The organism is Flavobacterium arsenatis, from assembly GCF_031456785.1.
In the GTDB taxonomy this organism is placed as follows: domain Bacteria; phylum Bacteroidota; class Bacteroidia; order Flavobacteriales; family Flavobacteriaceae; genus Flavobacterium; species Flavobacterium arsenatis.
The window spans coordinates 1-14,281 of the sequence record NZ_JAVDVI010000009.1 but is presented as its reverse complement, the minus strand read 5'-3'; the positions used below and the strand labels follow the sequence as shown (position 1 = coordinate 14,281).

12 protein-coding genes are annotated in these 14,281 nt (G+C 34.9%); 5 read left to right on the top strand and 7 right to left on the bottom strand.

The window, feature by feature from the left end:
- The first annotated feature begins 73 nt into the window (after window positions 1-73).
- The gene (locus J2X31_RS10945; RefSeq protein ID WP_310026725.1) at window positions 74-310 is read left to right on the top strand and encodes a T9SS type A sorting domain-containing protein; all 237 of its coding nucleotides are present in this window, start codon (window positions 74-76) and stop codon (window positions 308-310) included.
- A 139-nt stretch (window positions 311-449) separates the two neighbouring features.
- On the opposite strand, the gene J2X31_RS10940 is transcribed toward J2X31_RS10945, so the two are convergent.
- The gene (locus J2X31_RS10940) at window positions 450-1,460 is read right to left on the bottom strand and encodes a 3-oxoacyl-ACP synthase III family protein (protein WP_310026722.1); all 1,011 of its coding nucleotides are present in this window, start codon (window positions 1,458-1,460) and stop codon (window positions 450-452) included.
- Window positions 1,461-1,759: 299 nt separating this feature from the next.
- Here J2X31_RS10940 and miaA point away from each other — a divergent pair, with 299 nt between their 5' ends.
- The 4 genes from miaA to J2X31_RS10920 all read left to right on the top strand — a co-directional run bounded on the left by miaA (window position 1,760) and on the right by J2X31_RS10920 (window position 4,860).
- Window positions 1,760-2,680: a tRNA (adenosine(37)-N6)-dimethylallyltransferase MiaA gene (miaA, locus tag J2X31_RS10935; RefSeq protein ID WP_310026721.1), complete on the top strand. Its 921-nt coding sequence runs from the start codon at window positions 1,760-1,762 to the stop codon at window positions 2,678-2,680.
- A gap of 71 nt (window positions 2,681-2,751) precedes the next feature.
- Window positions 2,752-3,423 (top strand): Ig-like domain-containing protein, encoded by a 672-nt coding sequence (locus J2X31_RS10930; protein WP_310026720.1) that lies wholly within the window; start codon window positions 2,752-2,754, stop codon window positions 3,421-3,423.
- 34 nt (window positions 3,424-3,457) lie between these two features.
- Window positions 3,458-4,102, top strand: coding sequence for a hypothetical protein (locus J2X31_RS10925; protein ID WP_310026719.1), 645 nt, complete (start codon window positions 3,458-3,460; stop codon window positions 4,100-4,102).
- Between the two features lie 17 nt (window positions 4,103-4,119).
- The gene (locus J2X31_RS10920) at window positions 4,120-4,860 is read left to right on the top strand and encodes an acyl-[acyl-carrier-protein] thioesterase (protein WP_310026718.1); all 741 of its coding nucleotides are present in this window, start codon (window positions 4,120-4,122) and stop codon (window positions 4,858-4,860) included.
- A 278-nt stretch (window positions 4,861-5,138) separates the two neighbouring features.
- Here J2X31_RS10920 and J2X31_RS10915 read toward each other — a convergent pair whose 3' ends face one another.
- The 6 genes from J2X31_RS10915 to J2X31_RS10890 form a co-directional block, all read right to left on the bottom strand.
- On the bottom strand, window positions 5,139-5,861 hold the full coding sequence (locus J2X31_RS10915) for a response regulator transcription factor (protein WP_310026716.1): 723 nt from the start codon (window positions 5,859-5,861) through the stop codon (window positions 5,139-5,141).
- A 3-nt stretch (window positions 5,862-5,864) separates the two neighbouring features.
- Window positions 5,865-7,451, bottom strand: coding sequence for a sensor histidine kinase (locus J2X31_RS10910; RefSeq protein ID WP_310026715.1), 1,587 nt, complete (start codon window positions 7,449-7,451; stop codon window positions 5,865-5,867).
- Between the two features lie 72 nt (window positions 7,452-7,523).
- Window positions 7,524-8,108 (bottom strand): dephospho-CoA kinase, encoded by a 585-nt coding sequence (gene coaE, locus J2X31_RS10905; RefSeq protein ID WP_310026712.1) that lies wholly within the window; start codon window positions 8,106-8,108, stop codon window positions 7,524-7,526.
- A gap of 4 nt (window positions 8,109-8,112) precedes the next feature.
- Complete coding sequence (locus J2X31_RS10900; RefSeq protein WP_310026709.1) at window positions 8,113-9,111, bottom strand: glycosyltransferase family 2 protein; 999 nt, start codon at window positions 9,109-9,111, stop codon at window positions 8,113-8,115.
- Window positions 9,112-9,192: 81 nt separating this feature from the next.
- Window positions 9,193-13,026, bottom strand: a complete 3,834-nt coding sequence (locus J2X31_RS10895) for a GEVED domain-containing protein (RefSeq protein ID WP_310026707.1) — start codon at window positions 13,024-13,026, stop codon at window positions 9,193-9,195.
- A 334-nt stretch (window positions 13,027-13,360) separates the two neighbouring features.
- Window positions 13,361-14,281 (bottom strand): T9SS type A sorting domain-containing protein (locus tag J2X31_RS10890; RefSeq protein ID WP_310026705.1); only part of this gene is annotated, 921 nt, incomplete at its 5' end.

Sequence of the window (14,281 nt, the reverse complement as noted above, 5' to 3'; positions counted from 1 at the left end):
AATCTTAACAGCTTCAGATATACAATCTATTAAAGTCGATAATGGTAAAGGAAGAGAGCATCAATTTTCTGAAATGTATATCCTAAATCCGTTAACAAGTGCCCCTGGTTTTTATACCTTGAAAGTCAATAGAACGTTTGGAGCCGAAGTCAACCTTCATAAAATAGAAGTTTACAACATTTTAGGAGCAAAAATTAGTATGATTCAAAATTCAAAAACGATCGACCTATCAAATTTTGAAAGTGGTGTGTATCTGATAAAATTGTTTTCTGACGAAACGACCATTATTAAGAAAATCATCAAACAATAAAAAATTCCAAATCACAAATTCCTAAAAATAAATACCAATTCCTAAAATCTCAATTTTTCAAAACCTTTCCAGAAGTCGAAAAGGTTTGGAATTTAAAAGATTGATATTTGGAGTTTATTTGTTTTTTGGAATTTAAAAACTACCATTTCATAATCACACTTCCCCAAGTAAAACCACTTCCAAAGGCAGCCAAGACAACCGTATCACCCGATTTGATTCTCCCCTGTTCCCAAGCTTCAGTCAAAGCAATTGGAATAGAAGCAGCAGTTGTGTTTCCGTATTTTTGGATGTTATTATAAACTTGATCGTCGGTCAATTTAAATTTTTGTTGGATGAATTGCGAAATCCTCAAATTTGCCTGATGCGGAATCAGCATGTCAATATCCGAAACCTCCAAATTATTAGCCTGTAAACCTTCATTGATGACTTCTGCAAAACGAACTACGGCATTCTTAAAAACAAATTGCCCGTTCATGTAGGGCAAATAACTTTCGTCATTCGCTTTATCTTCCTCATTCAAAATATCCGTCACCCAACGACCGCCCATTCCTGGAGCTTTTACAATCAATTCTTCGGCATGTTGTCCTTCTGAATGTAAATGTGTTGAAAGAATTCCTTTTGAATTGTCTTCTTCACGACTCAAAACTGCCGCTCCTGCTCCATCTCCAAAAATTACTGAAACGCCACGTCCTCGGGTGGTCATATCCAAACCAACCGAATGCACTTCGGAACCAATCACCAAAATATTCTTGTACATTCCTGTTTTAATGTATTGATCGGCAATTGAAACCGCATATACAAAACCCGAACATTGGTTCCTGACATCAAGAGCTCCAACGGTTTTCAGACCCAAATCCCTCTGTACCAAAACACCTGGTCCTGGAAAATAATAATCCGGACTCAAGGTTGCAAATATTATAAAATCGATATCCTCTTTGGCAACACCAGAACGTTCGAGGGCAATTTTCGCCGCCTTCACTCCCATCGTTGTCGTCGTGTCTTCTCCTCTAACAATATGCCTTCGTTCCTGAATACCGGTCCGTTCCTGAATCCATTCGTCAGTGGTTTCTATAATTTTACTTAAATCATCATTGGTAACAATATTATCTGGCACATAATAGCCAAGTCCCGTTATTTTTGAATTGTACATATAGTGGTATTTCGTTAAAAATCAGTTGTCAAATTTAGTGATACTTTAAAAAACTTACGACAAGTTAGTTCTTTTTTGGTAATTAGCAATTTTCAGAAGGATTTTCCAGCTATCCGTTTCAATCTTTTTTTTCAATAGCCTCAAGTTAAAACCCAAGGCTATTGAAAAAAAAGGATTTCTCCTGATGCTGAAGTTTCGGGACGGGACTATCTAGTTTAGAAAAATATCATTAGGCATTTCGAAAAACATTATTGCAAAAAACAACAACCAACTGCCTCAAAAAAATTAAATTTGCGGTAATGAAGCATCTCATCACCATCATTGGCCCAACAGCAATTGGCAAAACTGCATTGAGCATCAAATTGGCGAATCATTTCAACTGCGAAATCATTTCGTGCGATTCGCGTCAGTTTTTCAAGGAAATGAAAATCGGAACTGCTGTTCCTTCAGATGATGAATTGACTTCGGCAACACATCATTTCATCCAAAACAAGTCTATCTTTGAAAATTACACCGTTGGCGATTTCGAGCGAGAAGCTATTTCAAAACTAGATGAATTATTCCAAACCAATGATTATGCAATTCTTGTTGGCGGTTCAGGTTTGTATGTTGATGCCATTTTGAAAGGTTTCGATTATTTTCCAGAAATCGACAATTCTGTTCGCGAAGACGTCAATCAAAATTATGAAAACTTCGGAATTGACTATTTACAGCAAAAACTACAGGAATTAGACCCAGATTATTTCACAAAAATTTCAAACGAAAATCCGCAAACTTTGCAAAATCCTCAACGGATGATGCGATTTGTAGAAGTTTGCATCGGAACTGGGAAACCCTATTCTTCCTTTTTAAATCAGAAAAAAAATACTAGAAATTTTACTCCAATTATTATTGGTTTAGAAGCGGATAGACAAGAAATGTACGACAGAATTAATCTTCGTGTTGACTTAATGATGCAAGCTGGTTTATTGGAAGAAGCTAAAAATCTATTTCCTAATAAAGATTTGAATGCGCTTCAAACTGTTGGCTATCGAGAATTATTCAGTTATTTTGATGGCGATTTTTCTTTAGAATTTGCCGTTGAAGAAATTAAAAAAAATACAAGACGATTTGCAAAACGTCAAATGACGTGGTTCAAAAGAACTGAAAAAACGAAGTGGTTTGATTATAAAACATACCAACAAGAAATTATTGACTACATAAACACAACAATTTCTTAACGCAACTTAAACAGCTGACTATCATCTTAAATGCGGTACTTAACTTTTGTTTTCACAAGTACTAAAACAAAATGCCTACTATTCTAAATAAAATCAATTTCAAAATGAAAAGAATTATTTGCTTGCTCATCGTGTTACTATCCTTGTCTTGCGAGATTCAATATGAGGGAAAAAGAAGATTCATAGCAGAAACAACAGTTGTAGATCAAGACGGAAATCCTTTGGAAGGAATTAAAATTGAAGTTGATGCTGGTGATGATAATATTTCTAATCAAAACACTGATAAAAACGGTTATTCAATTCAGATATTTCCATCTCGGAGTCGTCGAGGTACTTTTAGTGTGAGTATAAATCCTGATAGAAACATTTATCAAAACAAAGTTATATCAAATATTGAAGAATCTGATTTTGAAGATTACAAATTAAATTTAGGAAGTATAATGCTATTTAAGAATGAAGACATTACTAGTTTTAGAATTAACTTAAATCAGGTAAGTGAAAATGTTATTCTTGAAAGTCTTGAAATCAATGCTATTTCTATCGAAGAGTTTGTAAATTACAATGAAGACGACGAGGAAGAAGGATATTATTATCCGGAAACCTATTATAATATTCTTAAAAATCAAACTTTTACCATCTTTTATTCTCTCCGACATTATGGAACCCATCCCTCAACTTTAACGGAATATTCCGTGAATGTTTCTATAGGAAACGATCCATTAATCTACGAATTAGAGTTTTAATTGAAATATAAATGTGCCCTAAACTAATCGAGACATGAAACAAATATTTACATTATTGATGCTTTCATTTGTATTACAAAACTTTGCTCAAGAAACTGAAACAGAAACACAAACAGACACTATAAGATCCGAAAAGTTTCAACCAAAAAAAGGCCGACAGTTGCTTTTTAATGTTGTTTCTCGGGTATATTATATTCTACCAAACCAATATGGCGATCACATGTTGGCTGATGCACATTCAACCGATGGCGGTATCGGAACAAGCTTGAGCCTTTTAGAATATAAAAAAATTAGATTTACTGGTGGTTTTGAAAAAGCTTTTTATAGTGTTGATGATATTTCAAAAGCGGGCAATTTCAAAACTACTAATAGCACCAGTATCCATGGAGCTCTTTCCTACGATTTTAAATTGAATAATCATTTTATGATAGCTCCATCTTTAGGATATGGATACAATTATATAAGACAGAGGTGGAGATCTGAAAGAAACGCAAATCAATATGGCGAACATTTTAGAATAGGGTTGATTACAGATTATGCCATGAATAAACATTTTGCTTTTTTTATAGGCATTCATTACATAAATTCGCAGTATAAGATTATGACCAATCAAGCTTATGAAGATTATTTTGGAAAATCTAAACAAGTTCAATTTACTCTTGGGATAAAAATACATTAAACGATAAAACACATAAAATGCCAATAGCCTCAAATTTCACTTCTGTTTTCAGCAAGGACTGGGAAATCAATTTCACGCAATGCACTCCAAACGGTTATTTGAAATACACTGATTTGTGCAATATTCTGCAATTGACGGCTGGCGATCATGCTGAAGTTGGCGGAATCAGCTTTAACGATATGCAGGAATTCAACCAGGCTTGGGTTTTGAGCAGGATGAAACTGGAAATTGAAGCTTTACCAAAATGGCGTGATGTTGTAACCGTAAAAACCTGGATTATTTCACTAGAAAATTCGCGTTCGGTTAGGGCTTTGGAGGTTTATGTTGGGGATAAAAAACTGATTGGCTGTGAAACTTTTTGGGCGGTTTTCAACACTAAAATCCGAAGACCAGAAGGTTTGGCCTTGCCTCACGAACATTTTGAGAAATTCCCTGATCTTCTTTCAACTTCGGGAAGGGTGAAGAAAGTGGAGTTGTATGAGGAGATGAAAAACATCAATCAAAGAAAGGTCGTGCTATCAGATCTGGATATTGTGAATCACGTTAATAATGTGAAATATCTTGAATGGTGTTTAGATTTGGTAGATTACAAGACCATCTTGAAGCAGAAAATTTCGAGCATTGATATGAATTTCATGAAGGAATTGATGTTGGATGACGAAGTTGCTATTGATGAATTTCAAGTGGAGGATAAAAGTGTTTTTGCGATTTTGAAAGAAGGAAAGGCTTGCTTTGCTTTGGAATTGGGGTTTAAATAAATTAATCCATCATACGAATTGCACTAATTTTCACAAATCGGTTTGTGAAAATTAGTGCAATTCGTGTTTAATAGCAATCAACTTCACTAGCCCAGATTGTAGTGGAAAGCCTTTTGCTAAAAAAAACTATTTTTTCTTGAAGTTGCAGAGCGACCAGCGGAAGCTCCTGCAAGTTCTTAGAAAAAAAGTTTTTTTTAGCAAAAGCTTGTAACGGAAAGCTGGAAATAGCTTCTGAAAAAAGCAAAAAAAAGCTCCGATTTCTCGAAGCTTCTTGTGATTTATTCTGATACTGCAGGTTTGTTTTTTACGACCAATCTGAATCCTTCTCCGTGGATGTTGAGGATTTCTACCTCTTCGTCCAGTTTCAAATATTTTCTTAATTTGGCGATGTAGACGTCCATACTTCTTGATGTGAAGTAGTTGTCGTCTCTCCAGATTTTTGTTAGTGCAAGCTCTCTTGGCATCAAATCGTTTTCGTAGATGGCTAACATTTTCAATAATTCGTTCTCTTTTGGAGATAGTTTTATTGGTTCTTCTTTTTTGAAGGTTAGGAAACGAAGTTTTGAATTGAGATGGAAATTTCCAATTTGGAATTCAAATTTAGTTGCATCGGTTTTTGTTTCGGATGCTTTTCTTTGAATGATGGCTCTGATTTTCATCAATAGAACTTCTGAATCGAATGGTTTATTGAGGTAATCGTCGGCACCCACTTTATATCCTTTCAAAACATCGTCTTTCATTGACTTTGCTGTTAGGAAAATAATTGGCACTTCTTTGTTTTTTTCTCTGATTTCTTTTGCAAGCGTATATCCGTCCTTGTATGGCATCATTACGTCAAGTATGCACAAATCGAATGTGTCTTTTTTGAACTTTTCAAACCCTTCCATTCCGTTTTTAGCAAGCGTTACTTCAAAGTCGTTCAAGATTAGATAATCTTTCAAAATTGATCCGAAGTTGGGGTCGTCTTCTACTAAAAGGATTTTTTTGTTTTCAGTTTCCATATCTTAATTTATTAAGGGTAATTTGATTATGAAGGTGCTACCCTTCCCTTTTTCACTTTCTACAGCAATTTGACCGTTGTGGTCGTCTATTATTCTCTTCACGTAGGCAAGTCCTAAACCATGCCCTTTAACGTTGTGTATATCTCCTGTGTGTTCCCGGTAGAATTTCTCGAAAATTCTTTTTTGGGCTGTTTTGCCCATTCCGGCTCCTTGGTCTTTTATTCTGATGATGACAAAATCCTTTACGTTTTCTGTATAAACATCAATGATTGGTGTGTCTGGCGAATATTTTATGGCGTTGTCCAAGATGTTTACGATTACGTTTGTAAAGTGAACATCATTTAAAAGAACGGTATTTCTGCTTGCGTCAAAGTGTGTGTTTATGACACCTTGCCTGTCTTCGATAATGAGGTTCACGTGTTCGATTGCATCTTCTACAATTTCGTGAATATCGGTTGATTCCTTGCTGATATCCAATTCTCTTTTTTCGAGTTTTGAAATCCTCAACACATTTTCGACCTGGGCATGCATTCGTTTGTTTTCGTCCCGAATCATTTGAAGATAGCGTTGTGTCTTTTCCCTATCTTCGATGATTTTTGGATTTTTTATGGCATCCAAAGCCAGATTTATTGTTGCGATTGGTGTCTTGAATTCGTGCGTCATATTGTTGATGAAATCGGTTTTGATTTCGGAAATCTGACGTTGCTTGATTAATTGGTTCAATGCACTGCTGTATGCAATTATAATTATTAACGTAAAAACGATTGATAAAGTTGTAATTCCTATCAGTTCTGAAAATAAAAATTTCTTCTTTTCAGGGAAACTTACCAACAATTGAAACTTGCTTTTTCCGTCGGTATCACCAAAAACCGGTATTGAAAAAGTTGAACTTTTATCAAACTTAAACTTATCGGATTTAATTTTTGTTGCAAGACCGTTGCTGTAAATCCCAAATTCGAAAGGTGTTTCTACATCATATAGCTTCAATTCTTTCTTGAGCATTTGTTGTAGTTTTTCCTTTGTTATCCTGTCTTTCAACGGTTTTGTTTCGGTAATGGCCTTGAAAAATATTTCAAATTGAGCCTTATCCAAAAGTTCCATGCTCCCGGATTGCTGAATTGTAATATCAGGAACTGTACTGTGCTGGATGTCCGATTTATCAATTGAGTTCCCGGAATAGATTTCAGTTTTGCTTTTTGAAACAAAACTCTGAACTTTTTTCAAGGAATCGCTTTTTTTATCAAAGAACGAAAGATTTATATTATAATCTTCAGACGTTATGCTGTTTGAATAAATTATAGTCTTATTGGTAACCCTGTTTTTCTGAACCAAAATGAAATCCAATAACTCGGTTTCTGTTGGGTCTTTACCTTTGGTTTCCTTTAAAATATTGTATTGATTAAGAATCGTGTAGGCTTCTTGTTCTTTCAAATTATCGGCTACATTGCCTACAACTTGTTTAACATGATATTTGAATTGCTCTTCATTGTTCTTGAAAGATGTATTAATTAAATACAATTGTACAAGAATAATTCCTATTAGGGATAGGCTCATCAAAAAAACCAACAATCGAAACAATGTCTTATTCATACATCACAAAATTAACATTTTAACACTTGGTCTATTAATACATTAACCAAACATTAACATCTTTCCTGTTTTTTACATATCTTTCAATTCTTTGTAGAGTATATTGACTTGATTTATAGTGTTTTCAAGATTTATGTTTTCAATGATGTAGTCGCTTTTTGCAGTTCTCATTTCGTCTGTCCATTGGTTTTGGACTCTTTTCATAACCGATTCATAATCAGAATCATCTCTTTTGACAACTCTTTCAATTCTTGTTTCTAAAGGAGCCACAACGGAAATAATTTTATCACAGTCTTTATAACTTCCGCTTTCAAATAAAATGGCGGTTTCCCTTATTACAAAATCAGCATTTTTATTTTTTTGAAACCATTGCAGAAAATGATTTTTCACTAAAGGATGAATAATACCATTTAGTTTTTGAAGTTTTTCAGGATTTTCGAAGACAATCTTGGCTAGTTTTTCGCGGTTTAAGATATCATCCTCAAAAATTGAATTTCCGAATTCGTTCCTAATCAATTGGATCGTATCTGGAAGATCCATTATTTTTTTGGCTTCGCTATCTGCAATATAAACAGGAACACCGAGTGCTTCAAATTGTTTTGCAACAGTTGTTTTTCCGCTTCCAATTCCACCTGTTAGTCCAATTATTTTTGTCATCTTTTTATTTTTTAAAAAATAATTCTGGGAAAACTTCTTGAGGTTTTTTCTTCAACATTTGAACCAATAGGAAAGATTTCAAGAAGCCAATTCCGTAGCCATAAAATTGAATTATTACGGCAATTATTGATAGTATTGCTATTTTCAAGCTTTTGTTTGCTATGATTGAAGATAGAAATAAAAGCACGAAATACAGCCCATATCCATAAATTAAAAATGGAAATCCGATTATCAAACCCAACAAAGAAACCACAAATCCAAGTATGAAAACGGTTGGAAAGAAAAAAGTTAGTTTGTTGTGTTTTGGATACCAAGTATTCAAAATAGGTCGGGCTTTCCCGAATTTATTGACCTGTTTGTAAAATTTAGACCAATCGATCCTTCTTTTATGATAGACATAAGCATCGGGAAACAATCGGGTTTCGAAACCTAAATTCCATAACCTGATGGATAAATCTGGGTCTTCGCCCGGATGAATGTTTCCAAAACCCTGCGATTTCTGAAAAGCAATTTTTGAAATTCCCATATTGAAGCTTCGAGGCTGGAATTTATCCAACTTCTCCGAACCACCTCGAATTCCTCCTGTTGTTAGGAAAGAAGTCATTGCAAAATTGATTGCTTTTTGAACATCCGAAAAACTATCCAAAGCTTTATCCGGACCTCCAAAACAATCTACATATTTAGCGTTTAAAGCTTTTGAAACTTCTGTTAAATAGTGTTTTGGGATAATGCAATCTGAATCGAAAATAATAAAATAGTCGCCTTTTGCATTTCTCATCCCGAAGTTACGAGAATCGCCGGGACCAGAATTTGGCTTGAAAAAATAAGTGATGTTTAATTTATTTTGATAAGCATCAACTATGTCTTTACAAGGAATTGTTGAACCGTCTTCGACTATGACAATTTCAAAATCTTCTTTAAAATCAGACAAAACCAAACTTTCCAGTAGTTCATTTATTTCGTCTGGCCGATTGAAAACAGGAATTACGAGAGAGAAAAACATGTTTATAATTTTTAACAAAGATAAAGCATATATAAAAAAAGCCACCCGAAGGTGGCTTTAAAAAACTGATTAATTAAAAACTTATTTTTTCAATACTTTTATTGTTTTAGTTTGGTCACCAGCGGTAACTTTCACTAAATAAGTACCACTTGCCAAATCTGACATATCTATCTGACCTTGAGTAGCATTTACATTGTTAGTAATTACTTCCTGCCCTAAAACGTTGAATATTGCTACATTCGTAATGTTTTGAGTATAAGAAAGATTCAAAATATTAGATACTGGGTTAGGATAGACTTTTAAGTTAGTGCTATCAAAATTATGTACTGATAACCCTTCTTGTATGTTGACACTGAAATCAATTGTCATTCCATAAGATTCTGAATAACATGGGTTTGGATCATACTGACCTCCATCAGCAGAACCGATTCTCATTGTGTGAACTCCTAAAGCCGCATCTGCTGGAACTGTGAAAGAAGCGTCAAAAATTGTTGGACTTACAGCTTCAGATTCTCCACTAAACACTAATTCAGTTTCATTATCGAATACAAAATCATTATTAAAATCTATCCAAACATTAGTGTCATATCCATAACTACTACCAAAATCAGTAATGGTGTTAAAAGTAATTTGAAGGTTAGTTAATTCTCCTTGAACAACATTAATGCTACCTTGCCCAGTATTATCAGTGTATAAACTTTGATTTGGGAAATCCGTATTACCAAATTGAATGTTAGTAATACCTTCACCATCAACGCTTGTTGGCACCGATGTACAATAACATCCTGTTTCTGTAGTAGTGAAAGTTCCTCCTGTACATCCAACTGCATCTCCCACAGAGTTGAAAGGAGTGAAGGTATAGAAATAAGTAGTATTGAAGTTTCCAGTAAAATCAAATTCTGTTGTATTTCCAACGTTTTCATTGTCAATAACATCAGTTGCTCCTTCAATTGTTCCAACTGAAATTCTATAGCCATCTGCACCTTCTACTTCAGACCATTCAAACAAAGTGGCAAAATTTCCGCAATTAGGATTTACCGTAATATTAATCTCCTCTGCACAAGAAGGCACAACAGTTGGAATTGGCTCCCAAATTACGTTATCAATAAAAACACTCTTGTATAATCCACCACCTCCGTGTTTGAAAGCTACATAATTATGATCCGTTGCAGATGAAAAGGGAACTATATATTCAGTATTAACACCATCGCCTGAAAATGGAATAGTTGAAACTGGAGTAAACGAGCTTGGGTTTGCTGGATCAGACAATGTCCCTACAATTAATGCTGTTTCACTACTATAAGTATAGGATTGAAATTTTATCCTATGAGTTCCATTAGGCAAGTCTGTGAGTATTGGCGTTATAAGCATTAGATTTGCGTTAGCATCGTCTGAATTAAAAAGCTCTACATTACCGTTCCATGGAGAAACTTCAATATAAGGATAAATACTATTTGATTCAATAATTGATGTCCAACATTCAGGAGCCTCAACATAATTCTCCACTGAGAAATCTTCTTCAAAATCACCAAAAGGATCACATGCTGTTGTGAATGAATATGGTCCTACCCATGGACTTAGGGATCCTTCTCCACAATTGGTTTGAACATAAAATTGGTGAGCTGTATTAGCGTTTAAAATAGTGAGACCCAAAGTTGTATCTGTTATATTTTGCACCAGTGTTCCTTCACCCGGTAAAAACATTCCTTCTCCATACTCAACATTAAAGTTTGTAGCATTAGAATCCCAAGCTAAATTTACCGTATTAGATAGAATAGTATTTGCAGATAGATTTGTTGGAGGCAAACAGCTTGGAGCCGGTACAATGTTAACGGTAAAATCTAATGTAATACCATTCCAACCATTATAACATGGGTCGGGAATATTTTGACCATAATCAGCAGTTCCGATTCTCATTCTATGGTTTCCTAAAGGAGCATCCTCTGCTACCTGAAAGACTGCATTTAAAATGGTTGGGCTAGTGGCATTAGAAGTACCAGAGAAAACCTTTTCATTTTCTTCAAATGTGTAGCTGTCGTTAAAGTCGATCCAAATGTGGGTATCAAAAGTAGTACCTGTTTCGAAAGTAATTTGCACATTTGCGGTAACGTTTTGAGGCAAATCTACAGTTTCAATCTCACTATTGTCCGAATAAGTAACATTTTCGATTGAAAAATCAGTGAACCCGATTCTAACGTTTGTAATACCGTCTCCGTTGTTTGATTCTGGATCAGGAATAGATTCGCAATAACACCCATCTGGAGCCGTTATAAAACTATCGGTAAAACAACCCGTGGCATCACCAAATGCATTATAGGCAGTTAATGTATAATAATATGTCGTATTGTAGTTTCCAACGAATGAATAAGTTGTTATATTTCCTAAATCAGTATTGTTGATTGCTTCATTTCCTCCAGAGGTTGTTCCGATAGATAATCTATAACCATCTGCACCTTCCGCAGAGGCCCATTCAAAAAGAGAAGCAAAATTACCACAACTATCATTTGGTGTAACATTTATATCATCAACACATTCTGGAATAGAGGTTGGAACAGGTTCTAAAATAAAATCATCTATATGAACTGTTCTATAATTCCCTCCTAAACCATGCTTAATGGCTACAAAATTTCCAGCGGCACCATCTAAAGTTCTGTTAAATTCCTGATAAGAATTAGTCAAGGTAATTGGCTCTCCAACCATCACAAATGTTGAAGGATCGGCTGGATTGTTCATTGTACCAACCTGCACTGTGTATCCTGTCTCATTACCAAAAGCTCTAAACTTCACCCTCATGTCATCAAAGGTTAGTATGTTTGGTGAAACCAACAATAACTGTGCGTTATTATCATCAGAGTTCCCCATTTCAATATGCTTGGTAGGACTGAAAGAATCATAGCTAACAAGATTTACATAAGCATACTCATTTGCTGAATTGACAACTTTTGACCAACAATCTGGCAAATCGCCTTCTGTTACTTGATCAAAGTTTTCAAAAAAGTCTCCGATTGCATCACAAGGTGTTGTGAATTTAAAGGGACCAGACCAGTTACTTGTGGTACTTTCGCATGATGCCTGAACATAAAATTCATATTCCGTTTGAGCATTGAGTCCGGAGATTGAATATGGGTTTCCAACTCCTGTTCCTGTTCCTATACCCGACCCCAATTCAAAACCTATATCACCGTATTGTACGTTATATTGAGTAGTGGAAGGATTCAAAGCCCACTTTAAGTCAGCCGACATTGTTGTTAAATTATTAACGCCAAGACCCAATGGATTGGCACATTCTTGTTGAATTCCTTCAAAAATTATATTAGGAATAAATGCAGCAGTTCCTCTAGTGAAACCATCATTTGCACCTTGATTATTTGAAGGGTCTGCTGGATCAAAATTTACAGTATCAGAATATGCATAAATTGAGCGTTCTCCTGAAACAGCCGTATTATGAAAATCATCAGCACCAAAATCATACTCAATCAAGTTCTCATCTACAGCTATTACTAAATTGTTCGTGCCATCATAAGCAAATGGTGTAGTTAGTGTAATAGTTACCCATCCTGGAGTTACTGGTGTTGGTATTGTAATACCTCCCGAATAAACTTGTGTCAAATCTCCAATACCAACAAAGTCTATATCGGTATCAAAAGTTTCCTTGTCAGTATGTCCCATATAAATAACTAATCCTTGGCTATTTGGCAAAGTACTTTCGCCTGAATAATACCATTTGATAGCGGTGATAGAACCCGAGGCATTTATTTCACTTGCGAGATAAATGGTTTGAGCATACGTATACTCATAATAAGGTTCGAAAGGAAGGTTTTGGGCCTGATTGGTTCCCTCTCCAATTTGGACTTGGGAATAAGTCCCCGACACCATTGCTAAAAATAGCAACAGTGAGAAAGTAATTTTATTCATAATGAAAAATGGTTTTTGTTATCGGCATAAATTTAGTGTATCCTACCGATGTTGATTAAAAATCCAATTAAAATAAAATTTATTTTTTTATTTTTTTCGTTAAAAAAAAACAATATTACAGTAAACAATATTAATAAAACTCAAAATGTGTTTTATTATTCTTTTGTCACATCATTAACAAATAAAAAATATTTTTAAAAAAATACTGAGGTTAAACAAATATTGTTTTAAAAACAACAGTCGTTACCAAGAAACCTAAAAACCTTCTTTTTACAATTTAATAAATAAAAAAGCCACCTTCCGGTGGCTTTATATAAAAATTATTATTTTAAAATTATTGTTTTATCACTTTAATAGTTTTTACTTGATTATCAGTTGCAACTCTCACTAAATAAGTTCCTGTTGCTAAATGCGACATATCAACTTGACCATTAGTAGCATTAACAGATTTAGCAATTACCTGTTGTCCTAACATATTAAACACTTCAACATTAGATATATTCTGATTGTAAGACAAATTCAACACATCTCTAACTGGGTTTGGATATATTTTCAATCCGCTTACTTCAAATTCAGATGCTGACAAAGAAGCATGGTAAGCCGAAACCATAAATGTTCCCGAAGATCCATTATATCCCCAAACTCTCACTAAAAGAACCTCATTAGGAGTCAAATTATTTAGCGTTAACTTGGAAAAGAAACCATCTCCATCGTCTTCATTACATCCAAGTGAAACAATTGATCCACATGTTCCTGAGTAAACCTGCAGACCTGTATCGGTAAGTATGGTACCTGCATTTGTTTTGGTTTCAAATGTTAATGATCCTGAAGCAGGGGCTACAACACTATACCAAACATCTTTACCATTGGTAGTAAAATTAAAATTATCACATGTTGGAATTGGATCAGCCGCATTTCTAGTGGCACTGGTATTTGATCCTACAACGGCATAATCAGCAAATGCAACTCCTGGAGTAAGTTCAATGGCATTAGCACATGAGTCATTTGCCGGAGGACATGCAAGCTGATTTATAGCTGCACTCGTCCAAACACAAGTTGCATCATCATCGTTTGCTGTTGTAAAGACAACACCTGTTCCATTAGGATAAGGTCCGAAACTTAGCACTCCCGTTGCAGTTGCACTTTGAGGAAGGCTTCCCTGGTTGTCCGAAACGGTAACCGAAGATGCAGTTCCCAAGCTGGTCACATTTACATCCACCATGAATTGCTCTCCATTTTCGCAGTCGGAAACCAC